General features: G+C 64.5%; 23 protein-coding genes. 13 read left to right on the top strand and 10 right to left on the bottom strand.

Going from position 1 to position 23,576, the window contains the following annotated elements:
- Nucleotides 1-112: 112 nt before the first annotated feature.
- Nucleotides 113-2,074 carry a putative bifunctional diguanylate cyclase/phosphodiesterase gene (locus WHZ77_RS26515; RefSeq protein WP_375310651.1) on the bottom strand — a complete coding sequence of 654 codons (1,962 nt, stop codon included), beginning with the start codon at nt 2,072-2,074 and terminating at the stop codon, nt 113-115.
- Nucleotides 2,075-2,424: 350 nt separating this feature from the next.
- Complete coding sequence (locus WHZ77_RS26510; RefSeq protein ID WP_375310650.1) at nt 2,425-3,918, bottom strand: FAD-dependent oxidoreductase; 1,494 nt, start codon at nt 3,916-3,918, stop codon at nt 2,425-2,427.
- A 50-nt stretch (nt 3,919-3,968) separates the two neighbouring features.
- Between WHZ77_RS26510 and WHZ77_RS26505 the strand changes: the two genes are divergently transcribed.
- Nucleotides 3,969-4,448: a MarR family winged helix-turn-helix transcriptional regulator gene (locus WHZ77_RS26505; RefSeq protein ID WP_375310649.1), complete on the top strand. Its 480-nt coding sequence runs from the start codon at nt 3,969-3,971 to the stop codon at nt 4,446-4,448.
- An 81-nt stretch (nt 4,449-4,529) separates the two neighbouring features.
- Here the strand turns inward: WHZ77_RS26505 and WHZ77_RS26500 are convergent, their stop codons facing one another.
- A complete protein-coding gene (locus tag WHZ77_RS26500; RefSeq protein ID WP_375310648.1) occupies nt 4,530-4,895 on the bottom strand; it encodes a nuclear transport factor 2 family protein in 366 nt (121 codons plus the stop codon).
- Nucleotides 4,896-4,994: 99 nt separating this feature from the next.
- Between WHZ77_RS26500 and WHZ77_RS26495 the strand changes: the two genes are divergently transcribed.
- The 4 genes from WHZ77_RS26495 to WHZ77_RS26480 all read left to right on the top strand — a co-directional run bounded on the left by WHZ77_RS26495 (nt 4,995) and on the right by WHZ77_RS26480 (nt 9,206).
- A complete protein-coding gene (locus tag WHZ77_RS26495) occupies nt 4,995-5,585 on the top strand; it encodes a TetR/AcrR family transcriptional regulator (RefSeq protein WP_375310647.1) in 591 nt (196 codons plus the stop codon).
- Between the two features lie 52 nt (nt 5,586-5,637).
- On the top strand, nt 5,638-7,263 hold the full coding sequence (locus WHZ77_RS26490; protein WP_375310646.1) for a GMC family oxidoreductase: 1,626 nt from the start codon (nt 5,638-5,640) through the stop codon (nt 7,261-7,263).
- Nucleotides 7,264-7,288: 25 nt separating this feature from the next.
- The gene (gene hemC, locus WHZ77_RS26485; RefSeq protein WP_375310645.1) at nt 7,289-8,269 is read left to right on the top strand and encodes a hydroxymethylbilane synthase; all 981 of its coding nucleotides are present in this window, start codon (nt 7,289-7,291) and stop codon (nt 8,267-8,269) included.
- A 316-nt stretch (nt 8,270-8,585) separates the two neighbouring features.
- On the top strand, nt 8,586-9,206 hold the full coding sequence (locus tag WHZ77_RS26480; RefSeq protein ID WP_375310644.1) for a response regulator transcription factor: 621 nt from the start codon (nt 8,586-8,588) through the stop codon (nt 9,204-9,206).
- On the opposite strand, the gene hemE is transcribed toward WHZ77_RS26480, so the two are convergent.
- Nucleotides 9,203-10,246 (bottom strand): uroporphyrinogen decarboxylase, encoded by a 1,044-nt coding sequence (hemE, locus tag WHZ77_RS26475; RefSeq protein WP_375310643.1) that lies wholly within the window; start codon nt 10,244-10,246, stop codon nt 9,203-9,205. The two genes, WHZ77_RS26480 and hemE, sit on opposite strands and share 4 nt — an antisense overlap.
- A gap of 110 nt (nt 10,247-10,356) precedes the next feature.
- Between hemE and WHZ77_RS26470 the strand changes: the two genes are divergently transcribed.
- The gene (locus WHZ77_RS26470; RefSeq protein ID WP_375310642.1) at nt 10,357-10,572 is read left to right on the top strand and encodes a hypothetical protein; all 216 of its coding nucleotides are present in this window, start codon (nt 10,357-10,359) and stop codon (nt 10,570-10,572) included.
- 185 nt (nt 10,573-10,757) lie between these two features.
- Complete coding sequence (locus WHZ77_RS26465; RefSeq protein WP_375310641.1) at nt 10,758-12,662, top strand: diguanylate cyclase domain-containing protein; 1,905 nt, start codon at nt 10,758-10,760, stop codon at nt 12,660-12,662.
- 6 nt (nt 12,663-12,668) lie between these two features.
- Here WHZ77_RS26465 and WHZ77_RS26460 read toward each other — a convergent pair whose 3' ends face one another.
- The gene (locus WHZ77_RS26460; protein ID WP_375310640.1) at nt 12,669-12,887 is read right to left on the bottom strand and encodes a SlyX family protein; all 219 of its coding nucleotides are present in this window, start codon (nt 12,885-12,887) and stop codon (nt 12,669-12,671) included.
- On the bottom strand, nt 12,877-13,674 hold the full coding sequence (locus WHZ77_RS26455) for a rhodanese-related sulfurtransferase (RefSeq protein ID WP_375310639.1): 798 nt from the start codon (nt 13,672-13,674) through the stop codon (nt 12,877-12,879). Before WHZ77_RS26455 ends, WHZ77_RS26460 begins: the two co-directional genes overlap by 11 nt.
- Before the next feature lie 236 nt (nt 13,675-13,910).
- Between WHZ77_RS26455 and ggt the strand changes: the two genes are divergently transcribed.
- Nucleotides 13,911-15,497 carry a gamma-glutamyltransferase gene (gene ggt / locus WHZ77_RS26450; RefSeq protein WP_375310638.1) on the top strand — a complete coding sequence of 529 codons (1,587 nt, stop codon included), beginning with the start codon at nt 13,911-13,913 and terminating at the stop codon, nt 15,495-15,497.
- A 68-nt stretch (nt 15,498-15,565) separates the two neighbouring features.
- Nucleotides 15,566-16,030: an FKBP-type peptidyl-prolyl cis-trans isomerase gene (locus WHZ77_RS26445; protein ID WP_375310637.1), complete on the top strand. Its 465-nt coding sequence runs from the start codon at nt 15,566-15,568 to the stop codon at nt 16,028-16,030.
- Nucleotides 16,031-16,104: 74 nt separating this feature from the next.
- Here the strand turns inward: WHZ77_RS26445 and WHZ77_RS26440 are convergent, their stop codons facing one another.
- Nucleotides 16,105-16,323, bottom strand: a complete 219-nt coding sequence (locus WHZ77_RS26440) for a CsbD family protein (RefSeq protein WP_015688065.1) — start codon at nt 16,321-16,323, stop codon at nt 16,105-16,107.
- Between the two features lie 127 nt (nt 16,324-16,450).
- Here WHZ77_RS26440 and WHZ77_RS26435 point away from each other — a divergent pair, with 127 nt between their 5' ends.
- Both WHZ77_RS26435 and WHZ77_RS26430 read left to right on the top strand, forming a co-directional pair.
- Nucleotides 16,451-16,963, top strand: a complete 513-nt coding sequence (locus tag WHZ77_RS26435) for a cupin domain-containing protein (RefSeq protein WP_375310636.1) — start codon at nt 16,451-16,453, stop codon at nt 16,961-16,963.
- Between the two features lie 79 nt (nt 16,964-17,042).
- On the top strand, nt 17,043-17,531 hold the full coding sequence (locus tag WHZ77_RS26430; RefSeq protein ID WP_375310635.1) for a VOC family protein: 489 nt from the start codon (nt 17,043-17,045) through the stop codon (nt 17,529-17,531).
- 117 nt (nt 17,532-17,648) lie between these two features.
- On the opposite strand, the gene WHZ77_RS26425 is transcribed toward WHZ77_RS26430, so the two are convergent.
- Both WHZ77_RS26425 and WHZ77_RS26420 read right to left on the bottom strand, forming a co-directional pair.
- Nucleotides 17,649-18,779 carry a hypothetical protein gene (locus tag WHZ77_RS26425; protein ID WP_375310634.1) on the bottom strand — a complete coding sequence of 377 codons (1,131 nt, stop codon included), beginning with the start codon at nt 18,777-18,779 and terminating at the stop codon, nt 17,649-17,651.
- Between the two features lie 11 nt (nt 18,780-18,790).
- Complete coding sequence (locus WHZ77_RS26420; protein WP_375310633.1) at nt 18,791-19,492, bottom strand: FecR domain-containing protein; 702 nt, start codon at nt 19,490-19,492, stop codon at nt 18,791-18,793.
- A 51-nt stretch (nt 19,493-19,543) separates the two neighbouring features.
- Between WHZ77_RS26420 and WHZ77_RS26415 the strand changes: the two genes are divergently transcribed.
- A complete protein-coding gene (locus WHZ77_RS26415) occupies nt 19,544-20,974 on the top strand; it encodes a phospholipid carrier-dependent glycosyltransferase (RefSeq protein WP_375310632.1) in 1,431 nt (476 codons plus the stop codon).
- 60 nt (nt 20,975-21,034) lie between these two features.
- Here WHZ77_RS26415 and WHZ77_RS26410 read toward each other — a convergent pair whose 3' ends face one another.
- Nucleotides 21,035-21,676, bottom strand: a complete 642-nt coding sequence (locus tag WHZ77_RS26410; protein WP_375310631.1) for an OmpA family protein — start codon at nt 21,674-21,676, stop codon at nt 21,035-21,037.
- A gap of 322 nt (nt 21,677-21,998) precedes the next feature.
- Here WHZ77_RS26410 and WHZ77_RS26405 point away from each other — a divergent pair, with 322 nt between their 5' ends.
- Nucleotides 21,999-23,378, top strand: a complete 1,380-nt coding sequence (locus WHZ77_RS26405) for a caspase family protein (protein WP_375310630.1) — start codon at nt 21,999-22,001, stop codon at nt 23,376-23,378.
- The last annotated feature ends 198 nt before the right edge of the window (nt 23,379-23,576 follow it).

Here is a 23,576-nt window from a genome sequence, read left to right as displayed (position 1 = left end):
GTAGGTCGTCATGCCCGGGGCTCGTCCCGGGCATCCACGTTCTTTGTGCCATGTGGTAAGGCATGGATGGCCGCGAAAAGCCCGGCCATGACGCTTGTGGAGGCTTTGGAGCCTACGCCGCGTAAACCGCCCGAACCTGCTTCGTATCCAGCAGCGCCAGCACGCCATCGGCCGACACCGGCCGGCTGATCAGATAGCCCTGCACTTCGTCGCAATTGAACTGGCGCAGATATTCGAGCTGGTCCGCGGTCTCGACACCCTCCGCGACCACGCCGATGCGCAAGTCGCGGGCCAGCGAGATCACCGACTTCACGATGGCCGCGCAGTCGGGCTGCACCAGCATGTCGCGGATGAAGGACTGGTCGATCTTGATGCGGCTGAACGGCAGCTTGCGCAAATAAGTCAGTGACGAAAACCCGGTGCCGAAATCGTCGAGCGCCAGCGTTGCGCCGAGTTGCAGCAGCGCGTTGAGGATCGACGCGGCCGAGCCGTATTTCGACAACAGCATCGATTCGGTGATCTCGATCTCGAGCCGGTGCGGTTCAACCCTCGCGTCCGCGAGCGCCTGCACGATGGTCTGCAGAATGCCGGCGTTGTGAAACTGCGCCGCGGAGAAGTTCACGGCGACCCTGATCTCCTCCGGCCAGTCAGCCAGCGTCATGCAGGCGCGCCGGATCACCCATTCGCCGATCTCGTGGATGAGTCCGGTCTCTTCCGCGATCCCGATGAATTCGCTCGGCGGAATCAAGCCGCGCCGCGGGTGCTGCCAGCGCAGCAGCGCCTCGAAGCCGGTGATGCGGTTGCGGTCGAGATCGAGGAAGGGCTGGAACACCAGGAACAGCTCGTCGCGCGCGATGGCGCCTTCGAGATCCGCTTGCAGCGCCTTGCGGTCGCGCGAGGCCTTGTCGTCGGCTTGCTCGAAGAAGCACACCGTCCCTGGTCCGGCCTTCTTGGCGCGATAGAGCGCGGTGTCGGCATTCTTCATGATGTCGAGTTGCGTGTCGCCGTCGCGCGGCGCCAGCACGATGCCGACGCTCGTCGCCCCCGGGATCTCGCAGCCCTCGATCATGAACGGTTCGGTGAAGGCGCTGACGAACCGCTCGGCGATATCGAGGGCATCTTCGGGCCGCGCCAGATTGGCCATCACCAGCGCGAACTCGTCGCCGCCGATGCGCGCGACGTGTTCGGCTGCGCGCGTGCAGCGTTGCAGGCGGCTTGCGACCTGAACCAGGAATTCGTCGCCGGCCGGATGGCCGAACTTGTCGTTGACCTCCTTGAAGCGATCGAGGTCGAGCAGCAGCACCGCGAACTCTTCGCCCGACAACGTCAGCCGCTTCAGCGCGACATCGAGCGTCTCGTTGAAGGCGAAGCGGTTGGGCAGGAGCGTCAGCGGATCCTGCCGCACCGTGCGCTCGGCCTCGACTTGCCGGATCACGCGCCGCGCGAACCCGATGGAATTGACGAACACCGCGCGCAGCAGCACCGACCCGTAGACCACCACGAGGATGGCCATCAGAACATAGGCGGGGTCGCCGTCCCAGCTGAGGCAGATCGCGATGCCGATGAAGATGGGCGTCGTAAAGGCAATCGCCGCGATCGGGATCGTCGCGAAGGCGAGCGCGCCGCCGGCCAGCATGCCCGAGCAGAGACAGGTGATGACGAGCTGGCCGCCGGTTGCGGCATTCGCAAAGAAGGCGACCGGAACGATGCCCCAGGCGGCACCGAGGACGAAGGCGTTGCGCACCAGCCTTTGCATCGCCCGGCGCGAGACGAATTGCGGCTTGGTGATGCGGCGCGAGGCGTGGGACTGCAGACCGAACGCGATCGCGGATCCGGCCACGATCACGGACCAGGACAGCGCGAATTTCCAGTCCGGCGAATGCCACAGCGCGATGGCAAGCACGGCCGCGTTGCAGGCATTGGCGAGCATGATGCCGACCGAATAGCCGAGCACTAGCGACATCTGTTCGGCACGGATATGGCCGGCGACGGCTTCGTCGGTTGCAGGACCGCCAAAGGCCGACAGATCGCCGGCGAACAGCCGCGCGAAATAGCTGGTCAGTTGAGTCCGCATTCCAGAGCCTGCAGCATGGGCCGTTTGTCCGGCTCGATCCGGAGAATTCGCCGCAAACATTTGACGAACTATGAATTATCCCCGCTTGCCACGAACGCCGTGACCACTTCTGCGTGTTCAATCGGGAGTATCGATAACAAATCGATACAAATGCGGCGCCCGGCGTTACGGTTGTAGCCGTCTCCGCTGTCATGCCCCGGCTTGACCGGGGATCCAGTGCGCCGCAGCCCATCGTATCAGTACAACCGTCTCGGAAGACTGGGATCGCCCGGTCAAGCCGGGCGATGACACCTGTGATAGGGGCGCGCGTTCACCGCCCGAGTTGCTTCGGATCGCAATGGAGCGGTTCTTCAAACCACGCCCTGTTCGTCCAGGAATCGCGCGAGCTGATCTGTCTTTTGCGAACCCACGAAGGCGCTAATGTAGCCGTCGGGACGCACCAGCACCAAATCTCCGGGTGACACGGTGTAGGCGCTGCGGAAGTGCTCGCTTTCGTCGATGAGCTCATCATCGGGGCCGATGCAGTGGACGTGCAGTCCGGTGCGTGCAGGCATTGCCCCGCGCTTCACCCGATAGCCAAGCAGCGTCCAATGCGGCCCCCTGAGCAGCTCGAACAGGCGCGTGGGTTGTCCGGCGGCCCCGCGCAGATGCGCGTCCGGGGCACGGTCTCCCGCGACAAGACCGTCCAGCCGTCCCGGATTTTCCAGCGCCAGCGCCGAGCCGGGATAGCCGATGTCGAGTTGGTGCACCTCGCGGCCGCGCCTCATGTCGCCGCGTTTGGCGGCATCCAGCAATTTTGTGGCAAGGCCGAGCATGCTTGCAGCGACGGGACGTCGTTCTTGTTCATAGCTGTCGAGCAGACTTGCCGAGGCCCCACCGATAAAGGCCGCGAGCTTCCAGCCAAGATTGTAGGCGTCCTGCACGCTGGTATTGAGACCCTGTCCTCCGGTCGGGGGATGGATGTGAGCGGCATCGCCGATCAGGAACGCGCGGCCGTCCCTGTAGCGATCGGCGAGGCGGGCGTTCATCTGATAGGCCGACGCCCAATGCACCGAATGAATGCGGATATCGCTACGTCCGGTGCGTTCCGCGATCATCGCCGAAAGCCCTTCGGCCGACAGATCGACCTCGCCTTCGAGCGGGACCGGCGCCTGCAATTGAAAGAGTTCAGTTCCGGCCAGCGGACACAGCGAAATCTGGCGTTCCGTCGCGCCGTCGTTGAAGCGGTGCCACGCTGAGCGATCCAGCCCCGTCAAGACAACATCGGCCACCACGGCTCGTACGCCGAGTGTCTTGCCTTGAAAGCCGATATCGAGTGCGTGACGCACGAAGCTGCGCCCGCCGTCGGCTCCGACGAGGTAACGCACTCGTATCGTCTCCTCGCCGGCCTCGCCTGAAAGGCGCGCAGTCACGCCGTCCTGATCCTGCTCCAGGCCGACCAGCTCGCGGCCGAATTCCACTCGCTGCCCGAGTTCGAGCAGACGTTCGCGCATCACGCCCTCGGTCAGAAATTGCGGGATCATCAACGCCATGTGGTAGGGCTCGGCGGGTGTCGGGTCGATCTGCTCTGCGACCCCGGACTCGATGAAGCCGCCGTCGTCGCGGTATTCGCGCTGCGGCGGGTAGAGACCGCCGGCCGCGACGACGCGGTCGATAATGCCGAGATCCTCGAAAATCTCCTGAGTTCGCGGCTGGATCCCCTTGCCGCGAGACCCGTCGAACGGACCGTCCATTTTCTCGATCAGCCGAAAAGATACGCCCCGCCGCGCGAGATCGATGGCGAGTGTGAGGCCGGCCGCGCCGGCTCCGCAGATCAGAACATCCGCCGTGAATTGCTTTGTCATGGGACCCTCAATATGTGTAATATGCACATATTAGCGGGAGGTCTGCCGGGATGTCAAGAAGAGTGCAAAATACACATATTAAGAAGCAGGTGCGCTCGCTTCACGAAGCGCTGATCGACATCATCAGCGTCATGAACCGCCGCCAGGGCGACGAGATGATGATCCGCGAGGCGGGCATATCGCTCGATCGCGCGCTGTTTCCGCTGCTGGTCGGCATCGAGCGGCGTGGTCCGATCGGAGTCGTCGACCTCGCCGATCGCATGGGGCGCGATTACACGACGGTAAGCCGGCAGGTCGCGAAACTGGAAAATCTCGGCTTGATCAAGCGTCACGCCAGCGAAGCGGATCGCCGCGTCAGCGAAGCCACCATCACCCCCAATGGCAAAGCCATGACAGACGCGGTCGACAGGGCACGCGAACGGATCGTCGGAGGGATGTTCGCAAGTTGGGACGATCAGGATATCGAGGATCTGGTACGTCTGATGCGCAAGCTCGCAGACTCAATGATCGCTCCGGGAGAGCCTGCCTAGAATCGATCCCCTAACGGCGCTCGGCAAGATCGACGAACCGGTGCAGCTGCTGATCAGACGCTTGCAGATTTAACGCCCCGTTCACCGCCCGAGTTGCTTCGGATCGTAATAGAATCGCTCCTCGACGAGCCGATCGCCCCGCCATGTCTGCCACGCGATCTCGTCCAGCGTTCGCACAACCCCTTCGGCATTGGTGAAGCTGAACGTCCAGCGTGTCGCGACGTGGTCGCCTTCGATCAGGCTGGGGCCGACGCGCACGGCCTTCACCTCCTTCGAGGCCGCCAGCACGCCGCGCTCCTTGGCGACGAGCTTGTCGCGGCCCACCGTCGGGGCGGCGTTGTTCTCGTAGGTCACAGCGTCAGGCGCATAGAATTGCTCGATCGCTCCGATGAAATCCCCGGCCTCCAGCCGCTTTGCAAAAGCTTCGACGACGTCACGGCTCGGCATGGCGGACCTCACTCATAAACCGACTATTGGTCGGCAAATACCGACCGATAGTCGAAAAGTCAACTGGCCGCGTCCGGCGAATCCGACTAGACGAGAGCTATGGCGAAACAGGCGGAGCGGCGGGCGGCGACATCGGAGGCGATCCTGACGGCGGCGCGCCGCCTGTTCGGGACGCAAGGGTTTGCCGCCACCACGATGGACGAGATCGCGGAGGCCGCCGGCGTCGCCAAAGGCGCGGTCTATCATCACTTCAAGACCAAGGAGGCGGTGTTCGAAGCCGTGTTCGAGCAGGTCTCGCGCGATCTCGTCGCCGAGATCGACCGCACCGCGCGGGCCGAGAAGGACGTGCTGGCTGCGATGGTCGCCGGCACCCAGCATTATTTTACGGCGACCGCCAACGGTCCGACCGGCCAGATCATCTTGCGCGACGGCCCGGCCGTGCTCGGCTGGGAGCGCTGGCGCGAGATCGACGCGCGGCACTTCGGCGGCAAGCTGCCGCGTGCGATCACGGCCGCGATGGAGGCCGGCCTGATCGCGCGCCAGCCGGCCGAGCCGCTGGCGCGGCTGCTGCTCGGCGCGGTCACGGAAGCCGCGGTCGCCTGCGCCGGGCGCGCCGATATCGCAAGGGCGGGCGCGGAATATGCCCGTGCGTTCAGGTCACTGGTCGAGGCGCTGCGTCTGCGCGCATGATTGTGCTAATCACGAAACGGAAACGCCCACATCAACAAGAAGACTTTAGCGCATGAACGCAAATTCCTCCCTCGCGCCATCAGATCCCGAATTCGACTACATCATCGTCGGCGCCGGCTCCGCCGGCTGCGTGCTCGCCAACCGCCTGTCGGCGAACGGCAAGCACAGCGTGCTGCTGCTCGAGGCCGGCCCGAAGGATTCCAACATCTGGATCCACGTGCCGCTCGGCTACGGCAAACTGTTCAAGGAAAAGACCGTCAACTGGATGTACCAGACCGAGCCGGAGCCCGAGCTGAAGGGACGCCAGGTGTTCCAGCCGCGCGGCAAGACGCTGGGCGGATCGAGCTCGATCAACGGCCTGCTCTACGTCCGCGGCCAGCACGAGGATTACGATCGCTGGCGCCAGCACGGCAACACCGGTTGGGGCTATGACGACGTGCTGCCCTATTTCAAGAAGGCCGAGAACCAGTCGCGCGGCGCCGACCAATATCACGGCAGCGGCGGTCCGTTGCCGGTCTCCAACATGGTCGTGACCGATCCGCTGTCGAAGGCCTTCATCGACGCCGCGGTCGAAAAAGGCTTGTCCTACAACCCTGATTTCAACGGTGCCACGCAGGAAGGCGTCGGCCTGTTCCAGACCACCACGCGCAACGGCCGCCGCGCCTCGACGGCGGTGGCCTATCTGGGCCCCGCGAAGGCGCGCAGCAATCTCAAAATCGAGACCGAGGCGCTCGGCCAGCGCGTGCTGTTCGAGGGTCGCCGCGCCGTCGGTGTCGAATATCGGCAGGGCGCAGCCGTGCGCCGCGCGCGGGCGCGCAAGGAGGTCGTGCTGTCGAGCGGCGCCTACAACTCGCCGCAGCTCCTGCAGCTCTCGGGCGTCGGTCCTGCCGATCTCCTGCGCAAGCACGGCATCGATGTCGTGCTCGATGCGCAAGGTGTCGGCCATGATCTCCAGGACCACATGCAGGTTCGCATCGTGATGCGCTGTTCGCAGAAGATCACGCTGAACGACACCGTCAACAATCCGCTCCGCCGCACGCTGGCCGGTGCGCGCTATGCGCTGTTCCGCAAGGGATGGCTGACCATTGCGGCCGGCACAGCCGGTGCGTTCTTCAAGACCAATCCGCGGCTGGCCTCGCCCGATATCCAGGTTCATTTCCTGCCGTTTTCGACCGACAAGATGGGCGAGAGGCTTCATGACTTCTCCGGCTTCACGGCGTCGGTGTGCCAGCTCCGGCCCGAAAGTCGCGGCTCCCTGCGCATCAGGAGCGCGGACCCGACCGTGCCGCCGGAAATCCGCATCAACTACATGTCGACCGAGACCGACCGCACCACCAACGTCGAAGGCCTGAAGATCCTGCGCAAGATACTGAATGCGCCGGCGATGCAGCCGTTTGTGGCTGGCGAGTACGATCCCGGGGCGAAGGTATTTACGGATGCCGAGTTGCTCGATTATTGCCGTGAGCGCGGCAGCACCATCTACCATCCGACCTCGACCTGTCGTATGGGCAACGACGCACTTTCGGTGGTGGACCAGCGGCTGAAGGTGAGGGGGCTCGAAGGCCTTCGAATCGTTGACGGCTCGATCATGCCGGACCTCGTGTCGGGGAACACCAACGCGCCGATCATCATGATCGCCGAAAAGGCCTCGGACATGATATTGGAGGATGCGCGGTAAACCCGCGCGAGAAGGAGCGGACGGTTTGGCTACGCGACTGAAGATCGGCACACGCAAGAGCGCGATGGCGCTGGCACAGACGGAAGAGATCGCGCGCCGCCTGACCGCCGCCATGCCCGATCTCGATGTCGAGATCGTCAAGTTCGACACCACGGGCGATCTCGACCAGACCAGCAAGCTGCTGCCGCATGGCGGCAAGGGCGGCGCCTTCGTGGCGCAGATCCGTGCCGCGGTCCTGTCGGGCGAGCTCCAGGCGGCGATGCATTCGCTGAAGGACATGCCGGGTAACGAGGACACGCCCGGCCTCGTCATCGGCGCCACGCTGTCGCGCGATCCCGCCAGCGACGCGCTGGTGCTGCGCGATGGCGTGACGCTGGAGGCGCTGCGCCAGTCCGGCGGCAAGGGTTTCAAGATCGGCACCAACGCCGTCCGGCGCGCGGCCTATGCGCGAAGGTTGTTTCCCGAGATCGAGGTGATTCACTTCCGCGGCGCCGCCGACACGCGCGTGCGAAAGCTCGACAATCGTGAGAAGCAGCGCCTGCCGGATGGCGGCACGGTGGGGCCGGCGGACGCGCTGATCATGGCGCGTTCCGGCCTCGATCGCGTCGGTCTTTCCCATCGCATCGCCTACGAGTTCACCGCGGCGGAAATGCTGCCGGCGGCGGGGCAGGGCATCGTCGCGGTCGAATGCGCGGCGCAGGATTGGCAGACGCGGCGCATTCTTGCGTCGATCGACGATCTTGCGGCGCGCGCCTGCGCCGATGCCGAGCGCGAGGTGCTGTGGGTGCTCAACGGTCACTGCAATTCGCCGGTGGCGGGTTTTTCGACCATCACGGGCGATCAGATGTCGCTCACCGCGGCCGTGCTCGACCTCTCCGGCAACACCATCATCGAAGCTTCGCGCGCAGGGGCCGCCAACCGTCCTCGTGAGCTCGGCCGTGCGGTGGGGCTGGATCTGCTGGGCAAGGGCGCCGCCGAGATCATCGAGCGCAGCCGGCCGCAGTAAGCCGTCTGCGGGGGACGTCGGTGCGATCGTATTATCGTGCGCCTGTTTTGCCCGACGTGTCAAACGTTGTCGCTGCGGGGCCTGGAGTCGGGCCGGGCCAAATTTTCAATGATTTCTACTTTGCATGGGGTTGTTTTCCCGTCTTTTTGCGGAGCCGGCCCGGTCTCCGGTGGAGGGGCTTTAATTTCGACCTAATGCCAGGGGGTCCTGGACAAGCTCGTCATTATCCGATGGAGAACTGTCCTGGCATCTTCTGCTTTTCCCGGCGACCTGATCGGCGCATAGCGATCCCGGTTACAGCGCAGGGACAAGAACGATGAGTACCAACGACGTCTTCATTCTCGAAGATGATTTGACGATGCGTATGATGCTGAAGGCCCTTCTGGAGAGAGCCGGATATCGATCCGTTTTCTTCGCGGACGGCGAGGCGCTTCAGGCCGAGGCCCGGCAGAACTCGCCGGTCTGTATTCTCCTGGATGTGTGCGTGCCCGGCAAATCGGGCCTGGAAACATTGAGCGAGCTGCGCGATCTGGATTATCCGGCGCCGATCCTGATGATGTCCGGTCACGGCGATATCCCCACGGCCGTGCGTTCGCTCAAGTCCGGGGCGGCCGACTTCATCGAGAAGCCGTTCCGGCCGGATACCCTGATTGCGCGGATCGAGACGGCCTGTTCAGGCGCGCGTTCCTCAGCGAGTCCGGCCGCGCATTTCAAGCACGCGAAACGGCTGACGAGGCGCGAACGGGAGGTCCTGGATCACATGCTCGCGGGCTCGTCGACGAAGATCATGGCGAGACAGTTGGGTCTCAGCCCGCGCACGGTCGAGGACCATCGCGCCAATATCCTGCGAAAGGCCGGCGTCAAGACCAGCGCCCAACTCTTGCTGGGGGTGTTCGGCGCAAGACAGGCGCCGGGGGAGCGAGCCGCGGCGGCTTAGCCGCGATAACTCCGGACCCGCTTCAGCATCTGCTCGACATGGGCGATCGGCGTTTCCGGCTGGATGCCGTGGCCGAGATTGAAGATGAAGCGCCCCTGCGCAAAATTCGCCAGCACGTCGTCCACGGCGCGGTCGAGCGCGGCGCCACCGGTGATCAGCGCCAGCGGATCGAGATTGCCCTGCACCGCGACGCGGCTCTGCACGCGCTCGCGGATGAAGGCCGGCTCGGCGGTCCAGTCGATGCTGACGGCGTTGACGCCGGTCGCATCGACGTAACCAGGCAATTGCGCGCCGGCTCCGCGGGGAAAGCCGATGATCTTCGCATCCGGCACCTTGGCGCGCACGCCCTCCACGATGCGCCGGGTCGGCTCGACTGACCAGCGCGCGAATTCGGCCGGTGGCAGCACGCCGGCCCAGGTGTCGAAGATCTGCAAGGCATTGGCGCCGGCGGCGAGCTGCGCCAGCAGATACTCGATCGAGTTCCCGACCAGCACGTCGATGATCTCCGCGAACGCCTCCGGATGCCGATAGGCCATCATCCGTGCCGGTGCCTGGTCGGGCGTGCCGTGACCGGCGACCATGTAGGTCGCGACCGTCCATGGCGCGCCGCAGAAGCCGATCAGCGCGGTCTTAGGGTCGAGCGCACTGCGCACGATCTTGAGCGCATCGAATACCGGCTGGAGCTTGCCGAAGTCGGCAAGCGGCGCCAGCGTCGCGACCTTGGCGGGATCATCCAGCGGCTCGAGCCGCGGACCTTCGCCGACCTCGAAGCGCACGGAGCGGCCGAGCGCATAGGGGATGACCAGGATGTCGGAGAAGATGATCGCGGCGTCGAAGCCGAATCTCCGGATCGGTTGCAGCGTGACTTCGGCGGCGAGCTCCGGGTCGAAGCAGAGATCGAGGAAGCCGCCGGCCCTGGCGCGAACCTCGCGATATTCAGGCAGGTAGCGGCCGGCCTGCCGCATCATCCACACTGGCGGGACGGCCTGGCGCTGGCCGGAGAGCACGTCGATGAAGGGCTTTGTCGCAGACTGGGGCACGGACCGTCCTGATGCAGGTTGAGGTTCCTGATACACCCCCGGAGGCTCGAGCGGAACAGTGGAACCAGTGCAAATGCGCCGCGTTGACCCGCCAATGGAGGAGGATTTCCATGGCTGAGACATTCAATCCCGCGCCGCACGACAAGCACGCCGACGATCTGCACAAGGCGCTGGCCGCCGATCGACATGCCAGGCTCGAAACCGGGCTCGAAGATTCCTTCCCGGCGTCAGACCCCGTGAGCGCCACCCAGCCGACGCCATCGAAGGCCGACGCGGATGCCGAAAACCCCTCGCTCTGGGACAAGGTTAAGGCGATTTTCAGCTGAGGCGATCGTAAGCCCGGATCGGTCGCCGGTTTCCGATAGGGTCGCTAACGCATTGTTAGCGATCCATCGACGCTTCAGTCCGTAGGAGTACGGGAAAACCCGCATATCCCTGCGAATGCCGGCAAGCGTTTCAGGGTTCAATAACAGAAGCGGCAGAGTTTCCGAACGCTCGGAGAGTCTGCCGTATGAGCGCTGTTACCCAGAGAGCCGGATGGAGCCGCCTGCCGCTGCGCGCGGCGGCTTTCGTCGTGCTGACTTGCGCGACGATTCTCGGCGTCAGCGGCTGGCGCGAATGGGCTGCTCGCGATGCGGTGCTCAAGGGCGCCGAAACCGAGATGGCGAACGTCGCCCGCTCGCTGACCCAGCATGCCGAAGACAGTCTCGACCTGCTCGATTCCGGCGTCGTCGGCACCGTCAGCCGGCTGGAAATGGACGGCACCGATCCCGCAACGATCACGAAGCTGCGCAACCTCCTGGAGGTACGCAAGAAGGCTATGCCGCGCGTCCACAGCCTCGCCGTCATCGACGACCAGGGCAATTGGCTGACCTCGCCGGGGACGATCGCCTCGACGCTCAGCGACGACGCTTTCTTCCGCTATCATCAGCTATCCCCGAAGCGGGAGGCCTATGTCGGCCGTCCCGTGAAGAGCCTGCTTGACGGCGAATGGGTCGTCACCCTGTCGCGCCGCTTCAACAAGCCGGATGGCAGTTTCGCTGGTGTGGTGCTCGCGACCCTCAGCTCCAGATATCTCTCGCATTTCTACGAGCAGTTCGAGATCGGCCGCAACAGCTCGGTGTCGCTGATGTATGGCGACGGCACCATCATCGCGCGCAACCCGAACAACGAGAAGTTCGTCGGCCGCAGCGTCGCCGACACGTCATTGTTCCGCGACGCGAGCCTGCAAGGGCCGAGCGGCACCTATCATTTCAAGTCGTCGCTGGACGGCGTCGAACGGGTCAGCTTCTTCAAGCGCAGCGGCCGCTACCCGCTCGTCCTGCTCGCCACCGTCGACAAGGACGCGCTGCTGGCACCGTGGCGCGCCGCGGCAATCTCACGCATGCTCTTCGTGCTCGCACTGGTCATGCTGATTGCCATCATCGGCGCGGTTCTGGTGCGGCATCTGCAACGGGGCCAGCGCATGGCCGCGGCGCTGGTGGAGAAGGAAGCCCATTTCCGCCTGCTTGCGGAGGGCTCCAGCGACATGGTCACGCGTATCGGGTTGGACGAGCGGCTGCGCTATGTCTCCCCCTCGTCGGTCCGTGTCGTCGGCTGGCGAGCCGCTCAACTGATCGGAACCCCCGCGCTCGCCGGCATCCATGCTGAGGACCTGCCGCAGGTCCGGGCCATCGTCGACGCCATGAAGCGCGGCGAGAACGAGGAGGCGCGTGTCACCTACCGCAACACGCACCGAAAAAATGGCGAGGTCTGGCTCGAATCGAACATGCGGGTGACGCGCAAGGACAACGGCTTTGTCGACGGCGTGGTCGCGATCTCGCGCGATATTACCGAGCAGAAGAAGCTGGAGACCCGGCTCGAGACGCTCGCGATCGAGGATAGTCTCACCGGGCTTGCGAACCGCCGCTGTTTCGACGAACGGCTCAGGGAAGAATGGGCGCGCGCCTATCGCGAACGTTCCAGCCTCGGTCTGCTGATGATCGATGTCGATCACTTCAAGTCCTACAACGACGAGTACGGCCATCCCGCAGGCGATGCCTGTCTGCGCGTGGTGGCGCAGGCCATCGCGGCCGAGATGCATCGCGCCGGCGACCTGGCTGCGCGCTATGGTGGTGAGGAATTCGCCGTGCTGCTGCCGAACACCGACGCTGCGGGCTGCGCCCGCATCGGCGAGCGGGTCCGGAAGGCCATCCGCGAAGCGGGCCTCGTCTACAGCACCAATCGCCTGTCGGGCTGCGTCACTGCGTCGTTCGGCGGCGCGGCCTGCCGGCCGGCGCTGGAGCGCACCGCAGGCGTAGGCACGCTCGTGGAGGCCGCGGATCAGGCGCTCTATGCCGCCAAGGATGCCGGCCGCGACCGCCTGATGATGGCGGGCGAGGTCGCCCGTCTGCTGCCGAAGGCGTCCGGCCAGTAGATTCGTTCAATAATGCGGCGGGCGCTCGTTGGCCGCTCCCGGCGCGTTCGCCTCGGCTTCCTGCAGCCGCTCGCCGAGCTCCGCGATCTTCCGCGTCAGCGCGTCGATCTGCTTCCACTGCGCGGTGATGGTCTGGTTCAGCGTCTCGATGGTGTCGTCCTGATAGACAATGCGCGTCTCGAGCGTGTCGATGCGCTCGCTGAGCATCTTGATCTCATTCGTCACGTGCCGCGTCCTTGTCCCGTTCGCGAAGCCCAACTTCTTGCAAGCCAAGTTTTCGCAAGCCAAGTTCCCGCAGGCCATGGCCGAGCGCGACGCGCTCGTCGAACACGAAGCATTCGCCGCGCCAGCGGCTCTCCGCCTCCGGCACCTCCTCGAGATATTTCAAGATGCCGCCCTTGAGGTGATAGACCTCGGCAAAGCCGCGCGCGAGCAGATGTGCGCTCGCCTTCTCGCAGCGGATGCCGCCGGTGCAGAACATGGCGATCCTGCGGTGCCTTGCCGGATCGAGCTGCTCGGCGGCAAAATGCTTGAACTGGCCAAAGCTCTTGATATCAGGGTCGACCGCGCCCTCGAACGTTCCCATCGCCACCTCGAAGGCGTTGCGGGTGTCGAGCAGCAACGTATCGGGCGCCGAGATCAGCGCGTTCCATTCGCTCGCATCGACATAGGTGCCGACCTGCCGCGTCGGATCGGCGGCCGAATCGCCGAGCGTGACGATTTCCTTCTTCAGCCGCACCTTGAGCCGGCCGAATGGCATGGTTTCCGCAGTCGAGAACTTCAATTCGAGATTGTTCAGTCGGCCTCCGAACATTTCGCCGTGTGCGAGCTCATGGGCGAAGGCGTCGATCGCCTCAACCGATCCGGCGATCGTGCCGTTGATGCCTTCTTGAGCCAGCAGCACACTGCCCTTCAGCGCCAGCCCAACGCAGAACGCGCGCAGCGGCTCGCGCAGCTCGCGGTAATCGGGCAAGGCGGCGAATTGGTAGAAGGCGGCAACCTTGTGGATCATGCCGGCTCGTTTAGCAGGCGTCCGCCGCCCAGAAAACCCGCATGGCGCGGGGGGCGCGTCAGGTCCATACGCCCAGCGGATGGCAGCCATTTCGCTGGTATGCCAGCATTGCCCGGACGGGCCGGAATGTGTCATGTAGGCGCGGTTTTTCCGAGGTGGCGCGACCCGCGCGCGCCTCAAGACTTAGTCCGGGCTCAACAGAGCCTTACAAGAGCGCCTTGAGAGAGCAGAATTCGATGAGAAACTTCCACTTCCCCGGCAGGTCCACGGTCCACGCCACCAACGCAATGGTGGCGACCTCGCATCCGCAGGCGTCGCTCGCGGCGATCGAGGTGCTGCGCGAGGGCGGCACGGCGGTGGACGCAGCGGTGGCGGGTTCTGCCGTACTCGGCGTGATCGAGCCGCAATCGACCGGCATCGGCGGCGACTGCTTTGCTCTGATCCAGCCGCGCGGCGAGGGCAAGATCATCGCCTATAACGGCTCCGGCCGGGCGCCGAAGGCGGCCAACGCCGACTGGTACCTCGAGCGCAAGATTACCTCCGTGCCGCTGACCTCGGCGCACGCGGTCTCGATCCCCGGCGTGATCGACGCCTTCGCCACCGTGCTGCGCGACCACGGCAAGTTCGGCTTCGACCGCCTGCTGCAGCCCGCGATCAAGGCGGCGGAAGAGGGCTATGTCGTTGCCCCCCGCATCGCCTTCGACTGGAAGAACCAGTTCGAGAAGCTCAAGAACGGCACCAACACCGCGCGTTATCTGTTGCCGGGCGGCAAGCCGCCGGTGGCCGGCGACGTCATCCGCCAGGCCGAGCTCGGCAAGACGCTGCGCGCGATCGCCAAGGACGGCCGCGACGCCTTCTACAAGGGCGCGATCGCCGAAGACATGGTCGAGACCCTGCGCGGCATCGGCGGCCTGCACACGCTCGAAGACTTCGCCACGCACACCACCGAGACGACGACGCCGATCGGCACCATGTACAAGGGCCATGACGTCTGGCAGTGCCCGCCGAACGGCCCGGGCGTCACCGCGCTCTTGATGCTCAACATCCTGTCGCGCTTCGACCTGACCAAGTATGCGCCCGTCAGCGTCGAGCGCTTCCATCTCGAGGCGGAGGCCGCGCGCATCGCCTACATGAACCGCGAGATGCATATCGCTTCTCCCGAGCACATGAAGATCAACGTCGCCGAGATGCTCGAAAAGAGCTTTGCCGACGAGTACATCAGCAAGATCCGCATGGACGGCATGCTCGACCTGCCGAACGTCGCGCCGCCGATGAACCCCTCGACCATCTACATCACGGTGGTGGACAAGGACCGCAACGTCTGCTCGTTCATCAACTCTGTCGCGCATTCTTTCGGCTCGGCGATCGTCTCGAACAAGACCGGTGTGCTGTTGCAGAACCGCGCCGGCGGCTTCCGTATCCAGCCGGGCCACCCCAACTGCATCGAAGGCGGCAAGCGCCCGCTGCACACGATCATGCCGGGTCTGCTCACCAAGGGCGGCCGCTCCGTGATGCCTTTCGCCGTGATGGGCGGCCAGTACCAGCCGACCGGCCAAACCCATGTCCTGACCAACATCCTCGACTACGGCTGCGACGTGCAGGAAGCGATCGACATGCCGCGCGGCCTGCACTACGAGGGCCAGTACCAGCTCGAGGACAGCGTGCCGGTTGACATTGTCGAGGGCTTGAAGAAGCTCGGCCACAAGACCGCCAGCGTGGTCGGGCCGCTCGGCGGCGCCCAGGCGATCTGGATCGACTGGGACAAGGGCACGCTCACCGGCGGTTCCGACCCGCGCAAGGACGGCTGCGCGCTCGGCTATTGATGGGCGCGGGGCTGGAAACGGTATCCTTGTTGGGCTAGACACCTCCCGCCTCAAACGGAAGGTGCCTAATGCAGCGTTTCCAGCGCGCACTCCTCGCCATCATGTCGGCTCTCGCGATCACCGTGATCGGCGGCGTGTCCGACTTCGTTTCCACCACGGCCTCGGCCCAGACCGCAGGAAAGACCATGACCACAGCTTCAGGCTTGCAGACCATCGACAGTGTTGTCGGCACCGGCGCCTCGCCGCAGCCCGGGCAGATCTGCGTGATGCATTATACCGGCTGGCTCTATGAGAACGGCCAGAAGGGCAAGAAATTCGACTCGTCCGTCGACCGCAACGAGCCGTTCGAGTTTCCGATCGGCAAGGGCCGCGTCATTGGCGGGTGGGACGAGGGCGTCGCCACGATGAAGGTCGGCGGCAAGCGCACGCTGATCATCCCGCCGCAGCTTGGCTACGGCGCCCGCGGCGCCGGCGGTGTGATTCCGCCGAATGCGACGCTGATGTTCGACGTCGAATTGCTCGGGGTGAAGTGACGGTACAAACAAAAAGACCGGCCGCGAGGCCGGTCTTTTCGCTTTCAGTCTTGTAACTCTTGGTTTGACGCGCGTCACTCTGCCGCGCGCTTTGCCGCCGCAGCGGCGCGATCGATCGCGTCTTTCGCGGCGTCCTTGGCGTCGCCCATGGCCTGCTGGCCCTTGCCCTTTACTTCCTGGACCACGCCTTCACCCTTGAGGCGGTCGGAACCGGTGGCTTCGCCGATACCCTGCTTGGCCTTGCCGATCGCCTCGTTGGCGGTGCCCTTGATCTTGTCGCTGGTGCTACCCATGAAACTCTCCTTCCAGTTTGCTCGCGGGGACAACACCTGACGGCTGTCAGGGTTCCCTTTTTGGTATGGCTTGATGTCGCGGCTTTGGTTAGTTTCGCGTGCACGGAACCAGCAGAAAGCAAGACCCATGACCGGCCATGACCATTCGCATTCCCACCATGACCACGATCATGACGAGCGCTGGAAACATGACGGCGTGCGCGTCATCCCCGGCAACCAGCTCGATACCAACGTGCCGTCGACGAAGGGCATGGACCGCGCCGCCGCGATCAATTTCGCGCGCGTCGGCGCGCAGAAATTGTGGGCGGGCACCGTCAGCATCAAGCCTGACGCCAAGACCGGCGCGCATCATCACGGCCATCTCGAAAGCGTCATCTATGTGGTGAAGGGCAAGGCGCGCATGCGCTGGGGCGAAAGCCTGCAGTTCACCGCAGAGGCCGGCCCCGGCGATTTCATCTTTGTGCCGCCCTACGTGCCGCATCAGGAGATCAACGCCAGCCCGGACGAGGTGCTGGAATGCGTGCTGGTGCGCAGCGACGGCGAGGCGGTCGCGATCAACCTCGACATCGAGCCGGTCGAAAAGCCCGAGACCGTGCTGTGGATCGACCCGGTGCATCGGGATCCCAACGAGAAGAAGTAGAAGATAGTCCGTCGGGCCTGTCGGATTGCGTCAGGCCGGCTCGTCCTCGGGGTGGACCCCACCGAAGAGGAGCTTTTCCATGTCCAAGGTCGTGCCCTGTATGTGGTTCAACGGCGATGCCGAGGAAGCCGCGAAGTTCTATGTCTCGCTGGTCCCGAATTCGGAGATCACGCACGTCCAGCGCAACGTTTCGGATGGCCCGTCCGGCAAAACAGGCTCCGTGCTCGTCGTCGAGTTCACGGTCGCTGGACAGCCGCTGGTCGCGCTCAATGGCGGCATGAAGGTGGAGTACACCCACGCAATCTCGCTGATGATCCATTGCGACGATCAGGGCCAGGTCGACAGCGTGTGGGATGCCTTCCTCGCTCATGGCGGCAAGGAGCAGCAGTGCGGCTGGATCAGCGATCGCTGGGGCGTTTCCTGGCAGGTGGTGCCGAAGGTGATGTTCGATTTCCTGTCGAGCCCCGACAAGGCGGCGGCTGCGCGTGCGATGCAGGCCATGATGAAGATGGTGAAGCTCGATGTCGAGACTTTGCGCCGCGCGTTCGAGGGCACGTCGGCGGCGTGACGTCAACACAGGTGCCGCAGGGTGGGCAAAGGCGCTCTTGCGCCGTGCCCACCGTCTATCCGCAATTGAGAGAGTTGGTGGGCACGCTTCGCTTTGCCCGCCCTACGATCGAGGATCTCAATAATTGATCCTGAGCCCCACGCCGCCGTGGATGGTATTCCCGACCGGCTGCGGGCCGAGCGTGCCGTTGGCGAATAGATCGACGATCCAGCCCTTCTGCACGCGGAAGCCGAGGCGGCCGCCATATTCGAACCAGCCCTGGTTGCCCATGGTCGGCACCACAGTGCCGTCCCCGGTTACGGTGGCGACGATGCCGCTATGGCTGGCGAAGGACTGCACCCAGCCGCCGTTGATGTTGGTCTCGATGTTGCCGCCGAAGAGATGGGTCCACTGGCCGCCGATCTTGACCAGGCTGGTGCGATCGGTGCCGGTCGCGATGGTGGCGTCGAACGGATTGAACGCCACGGCGCTGTCGCTGTAGCCGGACACGCGTTGCCAGAGCTGCCAGACTTCGATGGAAGCCGCGACCTCGTCGCGTGGCGACACCCGGCTCATCCAGCCCGCGCGGCCGTAGACCGCGTAGTTCGAGGCGTTGGTCGAACCCGTGACGCTCACCGGGCCGAGGCTGGTGTTGTAGCTGCGGGTGTAGCGCGCCTTCTCCCACGGCGTCAGGATCGTGCCGACGTCGAAGAACGGGCGTGACGAGCCCCAGTCCGTGAAGTCGTAACGCAGCGCGAAGGCGCCGATCGGGGCGCTGGTGATCTTGTAGCCGCCCTCGTTGTATTGCGTGTAGGCGATGCCGGCGAGCAGCGAGAGATTGTTGGTCAGCTCCTTGCGGCCGTGGATGCCGGCCGAGAACGAACCGGCGGAGCCGAACGCGCTGATGCAGTCGCTGCAATTGACCTGCTCGTTGACCCCGAGCAGCACCGTGCCGAGCACCCGGTTGGTGATCATCTGGTTGAAGCGCTGGTCGGCGAGGCCGCCGATCGAATTGCCGCTGGAGTCCGCACCGGTCGGGCCCGACGGTGGCGGATAGGGGCTCGGAGAGGGCGACGGGTAGGGGCTCGGCGACGGAGAGGGCGTCGGTGTCGGCGATGGGTACGGCGATGGCGAATAGGTCGGCGTGGGCGTCGGCTCACAATAGCCGGCATCGCATTCGTCAGCCGCGGCCGGCCGCGCATCGAACGCGAGAGAACAGAAGAGGACAGCCGCCGCGAGCGCCGCCCAGGCCATGAGGCGTTTTGCCATTCCTGCCATCGTCACCGCCCGCACAGCATGCCGTCGTCATTAACGGCGGGCGTGATGGTCGGCGAGACGCCGGCATATTGGTTGACCGAGCACAGCCCGGCACTCGCGGCGCAGTTGGCGGCAAAGGTCCAGGGCGGCGTGCTGGTCTTGGTGATGCTGACCTTGCCGCCGGCCGAAACGATGACTGCGGTATCGCCCGGCTGGGTGAGCTGCACGCATTGGAGGCTGGTCGTGCAGACGCTGGCCGCACCGTCCTGAAGCACGACGACGGAGCGCCCGCGCTGGGACAGGATGTCGAGCGTTGTGCCGCGCACGCCGATGGTCGCGAGCGGCGTCGTGATCTTGTAGGCGGTCTTTTCCGAATGTCCGGTGACGAAACGGAAAGCGCCCGTGGTCATGCGGATCGCGACGTCGCGATAGCTGTGCTCGTCGTTGAAGACGGTGCGGTCGAGCTTGAGCGTCGCGCTCGGCCCCAGCGACAGGTTGGTGCTGTCGGCCATGACGAAGCGCGCCGCGCCGTCGGCGCCGGTGCGCACGGTCTCGTCGCGCAGCATGCTGTCGCCGACATTGATCGGCGTCGTGCTTGCGGCGACGCGCACGACTTCGTTCTGGATCACGACGGCTTCGCCGACGCGCGTCTGCGCCTGCGCACAAGGCGCCGCGCATAATGCGGCCGACAACAGAGTGGGGAAGAGCCAGAAACGCAAATTCATTTCACAACCGATCGATGTGTCCCTGATCGTACCGGATCGCGCGCGCTTCTGATGTGGCGAAATTATCACAAGCGGCGCGGGACGAGCATTATGCTTAGTGACAGTTGCGGCAGAATGCGTTCAATGAAAAGTGCCATTCATATTTTTCTCCGCGGTGAAGCAGATTTGCCACGCAAAACGTCCCGACAAATGTCGCTAAATTTGCCCGCGGTTCCGAAGATGTCGCGGAGCGCAGTGTATGCTGTCGCGATTTTCCTGGTCGCCCATCTTGCACTGTTGATCGGCCTGACGACGCCGGAAAAGTTCGTTTTCGACGAGGTGCATTATGTGCCCGCGGCACGGCAGATGCTCGCACCAGCGATGTCGCAGCCGATGCTCAATCCGATGCATCCGCCGCTGGCAAAGGAGCTGATGGCGGCGTCGATCGCGGCCTTCGGCGACAACGCGCTCGGCTGGCGCTATCCGGCGACGTTGTTCGGCGCGCTCGCGATCGTCGCGATCTATCTGTGCGGGCTGGCGCTGTTCTCGGCACAAGGACCCGCGATCGCCGCAACGCTGATCGCGGCCTTCAATCAGATGCTCTACGTGCAGGCGCGTATCGCGATGCTCGACATCTTTGCGCTCGGCTTCAGCCTGCTCGCGATCGGAGCCTTTATGCATGGCTTTCGAAGGCAGCGCCCGCATGTGTTGTTCGCGCTGGCGGGTACGTTGTTCGGTCTTGCCGCGGCCTGCAAATGGAGCGGGCTGTTCCCGCTCGGAATCTGCATCGTCATCGTTGCGGTGATCCGCCTGATGCAGGGCTGGCGCGCGCTGTTCGCCGACGCGAAGCCGGGCGATTGGTATCGACCCGATCTCTGGATCGATTTTCGGGTGCAGCATGCCGCGCTCTGCTTCGCCGTTCTGCCGGCGATGACCTATCTTGCCACGTTCGTTCCCCTCTATGGGTTGTCCCTAACGGACCTGATCGAGGCGCAGCGCCGGATCTTTGCCGACAACACCACCACCGCGATCGCCGGCCATACCTATATGAGCTCGTGGTCATCCTGGCCGCTGCTCGCCCGACCAGTGTGGTTCCTGTTCGACAAGACGACGGAGGGCAATGTCTCCGCGATCGTCTTTCTCGGCAACCCGCTGGTGCTGTGGCCGGCGCTCGCCGCGCTCGCGATCGTGCTGCGCGATTTCATCGTCACGCGCCGCTGGGATGCATTCCTGATTGCGATGTTCTATTTCGGCTGCTGGCTCGCCTGGGCTTTGCTGCCGCGTACGCTGGGCTTCATCTACTACTATCTGCCGGCCGCAACGATCGCGTCGCTCGCACTGGTCTATGTGTTGCGTCGGGAGGGCCTGCCGCGCTGGCTGCTATGGGCCTATGTCGGCGTCGCCGCCGTCGGCTTTGCGGTGATGCTGCCGATCTCGGCGGCCTTCGTCGGGACGTCGATGCAGACCTTCAATCGGCTGATGCTGTTCCAGAGCTGGATATGACATCGCCGCCTGCCGGGGGAGCGGCAGACGGCGTGTTGCGGGTCGCAATGGTCCGACGGACTACTTCGAGGCCGTCGTCTTGGCTTCCATGTTCACCACCTGGACGCGGCGGTTGATCGGGTCGGCGCCGTTGGCGATGTCCTTCAGCTTGGTCTTGCCGTAGCCGACCGTGACGAGATCGGTGCCGGTGAGGCCGTAGTTCTGCATCAGGTATTTCTTGATGGTGTCGGCCCGACGTTCGGACAGCCCTTGATTGTACTCTTCGGTGCCGACCGCATCGGTGTGGCCTGCGACTACGAAGGTCGAGCCCTTCAGCGACGGGTCGGACAGCGCCTTGCCAAGCGCCTGCACCGACGGCACTGAGGTCTTGGCGATGTCGGCCGAGTTGTAGTCGAACTGGATCTCCAGATCGATCTTCGGCTTGGTCGCGGCCAGCTCGGCGATCTGCTCACGCTCGCCCGTCGAGAGCGACCGGGTGGAGCGGTTGCGCACGGTGTTCAGGAAGGTCGATTCCTTGGCCTGCACCGCCGGATCGGCCTGCGGCCCGACGGACAGGCCGCGCGTCGCCGGCTTCGGCTTCAACGCATCCAGGATCTTGTCGGATGAGACATTGTCGCCGGCCAGAGCCAGGCCCGCCGTCATCGACAGCGCTGCCGTCAGAGTGATCGCCTTCAGTGCAAAGAACTTATCAAAACGGGTCATCGTGGTATCCTCGCTGTTACGCCTGATGGCGATTTGATGCTGCGAGCATAGGGAAGGTTCAAAGGCCTTGATGTGATCCTGGTCACGCAGGTCAGAAGGGCCTCCTAACTCATTCTAGCGCATTTGGCGGCGTTCGGGCGCATGATCGGGGCGCTTTGCTTCCACAGGGAAGGCGGGCGCTACGGCGCGAACGCCGGTTGTCGCGTTTTTCTTGAGGCCGGTTCGAGCCGTTGCGACCCTAACGTGATCTAAATCACATTCGGCTTCCGTGGAAGAGATCACACTGCGGCCATCGATGGTTCTGGATCTGGGGAGAAAGACCATGCGTTTCCTGCTCGCGGCAATGTCTCTCGCAGCCTTCGTCTTTGGCAGCAACGTGGCGCTTGCCGACAAGCGTGTCGCCTTCGTGGTCGGCAACGCTGCCTACAAGAATGTCCCCCAGCTCCCGAATCCGGCGATCGACGCCAAGTCGATGGCGCGGGTGCTGCGCAATGTCGGCTTCGACGTGGTCGAGGGTGCCAATCTTACCCGCGACGCCATGACGGCGAAGCTGCTCGAATTCGGCAAAAAGAGCGAAGGCGCCGATGTGGCGCTGTTCTTTTATGCCGGCCACGGCATCGCGGTGAACGGCACCAATTATCTGCTGCCTGTCGATGCCGACCTCAAATCCGAGATGGACGTCAAGCTCGGCGCTGCCATCAATGTCGACCTGACGCTCGAGCAGACCATGGCGGATGCCAAGGTGAAGCTGGTGTTCCTCGACGCCTGCCGCGACAATCCCTTCGCCGCAAAGATCCGTTCCGCCAAGGCAACGCGCTCCGTCAACGTGGCGAGCGGTCTTGCCGAGATGAAGTCCGGAGAGGGCACGCTGATCGCGTTCGCCACCGGCCCCGGCCAGACCGCGCTCGACGGCGAGGCCGGCACCAACAGCCCCTTTACTCGCGCGCTCCTTGCCAACATCGCGTCTCCCGGCCTAGAGATCCAGCAGGCCATGACCAAGGTTCGCGCCCAGGTCAACGACGAGACGGGCAAGGCGCAGCTGCCCTGGGGCCACACCAATCTCACCGGCGCGGTTTTTCTCAACCCGGCCGCAGCGACCGCGTCGGACGCTGTTGCGCCCGCGATCGTAGCCCAGGCCGGCGAAGTCGAGCTCGAATTCTGGCGCTCGATCAAGGACACAAACAAGGTCGAGGAGCTCGACGCCTATCTCACCAACTATCCGAACGGCACCTTCAAGCCGCTGGCGCTCGCCCGCATCGCCGCGCTCCAGGACGGTCCCTCCAAGACGACGCGCAACCTCACCGCAGGAATCGATCCCGCGACCTTCACGGATACGGCTGACCAGATCGCCGAAGACCAGGTTGGTCTCGACAAGAACCAGCGCCGCGACGTGCAGCGCCGCCTCACCGGTCTTGGCTTCGACATCAAGGCGACCGGCAAGTTCGACGAGGAGACCCGGTCAGTGATCAGGCGCTGGCAGGCCGCGCGCGGCTACCCCTCGACCGGCTATCTCAACAAGCTCCAGCACAAGGCGATGCAGTCCGAGATCGTCTCCAGCCGCGTGGCCTCTGAGGATTCCACTGATGAGCCCGCGCGCCGCCGCTCCTCCGGCGGTGGCAGCCGCCGCGCGCACAGTGGAGGCGGCATGGGTGGCCCCGGCAATCTCTTCGGTCACATGATGGGCGGCCTGTTCCGGCGGTGACGTGAGGAGCGGCAAGGTGCGAAGCGGCCCGAGCTCGGGCCGCTTCTGCTTCGGAGACGCGCGCACGTCGCGGGTCAATCGCCTCGCCGGCAACGTCTTTTGCTGCCAGGCGGCGGCGCGCACCAAGGCTGCATGCGAGCCGGATGATGAAGTAAGCGCGAAGCGCGCCATCAGGCCGCGCTGTCAGCAGCTGGCAGC

The organism is Bradyrhizobium sp. A5 (assembly GCF_042076515.1).
GTDB lineage: Bacteria > Pseudomonadota > Alphaproteobacteria > Rhizobiales > Xanthobacteraceae > Bradyrhizobium > Bradyrhizobium cosmicum.
The sequence above is the reverse complement of the archived record's forward strand: the minus strand, read 5'-3'. Positions and strand labels throughout refer to the sequence as shown.

Coding starts and splice junctions, on each gene's coding strand:
- WHZ77_RS26515 (WP_375310651.1), bottom strand. CDS start 2,074: ATGCGGACTCAACTGACCAGCTATTTCGCGCGGCTGTTCGCCGGCGAT.
- WHZ77_RS26510 (WP_375310650.1), bottom strand. CDS start 3,918: ATGACAAAGCAATTCACGGCGGATGTTCTGATCTGCGGAGCCGGCGCG.
- WHZ77_RS26505 (WP_375310649.1), top strand. CDS start 3,969: ATGTCAAGAAGAGTGCAAAATACACATATTAAGAAGCAGGTGCGCTCG.
- WHZ77_RS26500 (WP_375310648.1), bottom strand. CDS start 4,895: ATGCCGAGCCGTGACGTCGTCGAAGCTTTTGCAAAGCGGCTGGAGGCC.
- WHZ77_RS26495 (WP_375310647.1), top strand. CDS start 4,995: ATGGCGAAACAGGCGGAGCGGCGGGCGGCGACATCGGAGGCGATCCTG.
- WHZ77_RS26490 (WP_375310646.1), top strand. CDS start 5,638: ATGAACGCAAATTCCTCCCTCGCGCCATCAGATCCCGAATTCGACTAC.
- WHZ77_RS26480 (WP_375310644.1), top strand. CDS start 8,586: ATGAGTACCAACGACGTCTTCATTCTCGAAGATGATTTGACGATGCGT.
- WHZ77_RS26470 (WP_375310642.1), top strand. CDS start 10,357: ATGGCTGAGACATTCAATCCCGCGCCGCACGACAAGCACGCCGACGAT.
- WHZ77_RS26465 (WP_375310641.1), top strand. CDS start 10,758: ATGAGCGCTGTTACCCAGAGAGCCGGATGGAGCCGCCTGCCGCTGCGC.
- WHZ77_RS26455 (WP_375310639.1), bottom strand. CDS start 13,674: ATGATCCACAAGGTTGCCGCCTTCTACCAATTCGCCGCCTTGCCCGAT.
- ggt (WP_375310638.1), top strand. CDS start 13,911: ATGAGAAACTTCCACTTCCCCGGCAGGTCCACGGTCCACGCCACCAAC.
- WHZ77_RS26445 (WP_375310637.1), top strand. CDS start 15,566: ATGCAGCGTTTCCAGCGCGCACTCCTCGCCATCATGTCGGCTCTCGCG.
- WHZ77_RS26440 (WP_015688065.1), bottom strand. CDS start 16,323: ATGGGTAGCACCAGCGACAAGATCAAGGGCACCGCCAACGAGGCGATC.
- WHZ77_RS26435 (WP_375310636.1), top strand. CDS start 16,451: ATGACCGGCCATGACCATTCGCATTCCCACCATGACCACGATCATGAC.
- WHZ77_RS26430 (WP_375310635.1), top strand. CDS start 17,043: ATGTCCAAGGTCGTGCCCTGTATGTGGTTCAACGGCGATGCCGAGGAA.
- WHZ77_RS26425 (WP_375310634.1), bottom strand. CDS start 18,779: ATGGCAAAACGCCTCATGGCCTGGGCGGCGCTCGCGGCGGCTGTCCTC.
- WHZ77_RS26420 (WP_375310633.1), bottom strand. CDS start 19,492: ATGAATTTGCGTTTCTGGCTCTTCCCCACTCTGTTGTCGGCCGCATTA.
- WHZ77_RS26415 (WP_375310632.1), top strand. CDS start 19,544: ATGTGGCGAAATTATCACAAGCGGCGCGGGACGAGCATTATGCTTAGT.
- WHZ77_RS26410 (WP_375310631.1), bottom strand. CDS start 21,676: ATGACCCGTTTTGATAAGTTCTTTGCACTGAAGGCGATCACTCTGACG.
- WHZ77_RS26405 (WP_375310630.1), top strand. CDS start 21,999: ATGCGTTTCCTGCTCGCGGCAATGTCTCTCGCAGCCTTCGTCTTTGGC.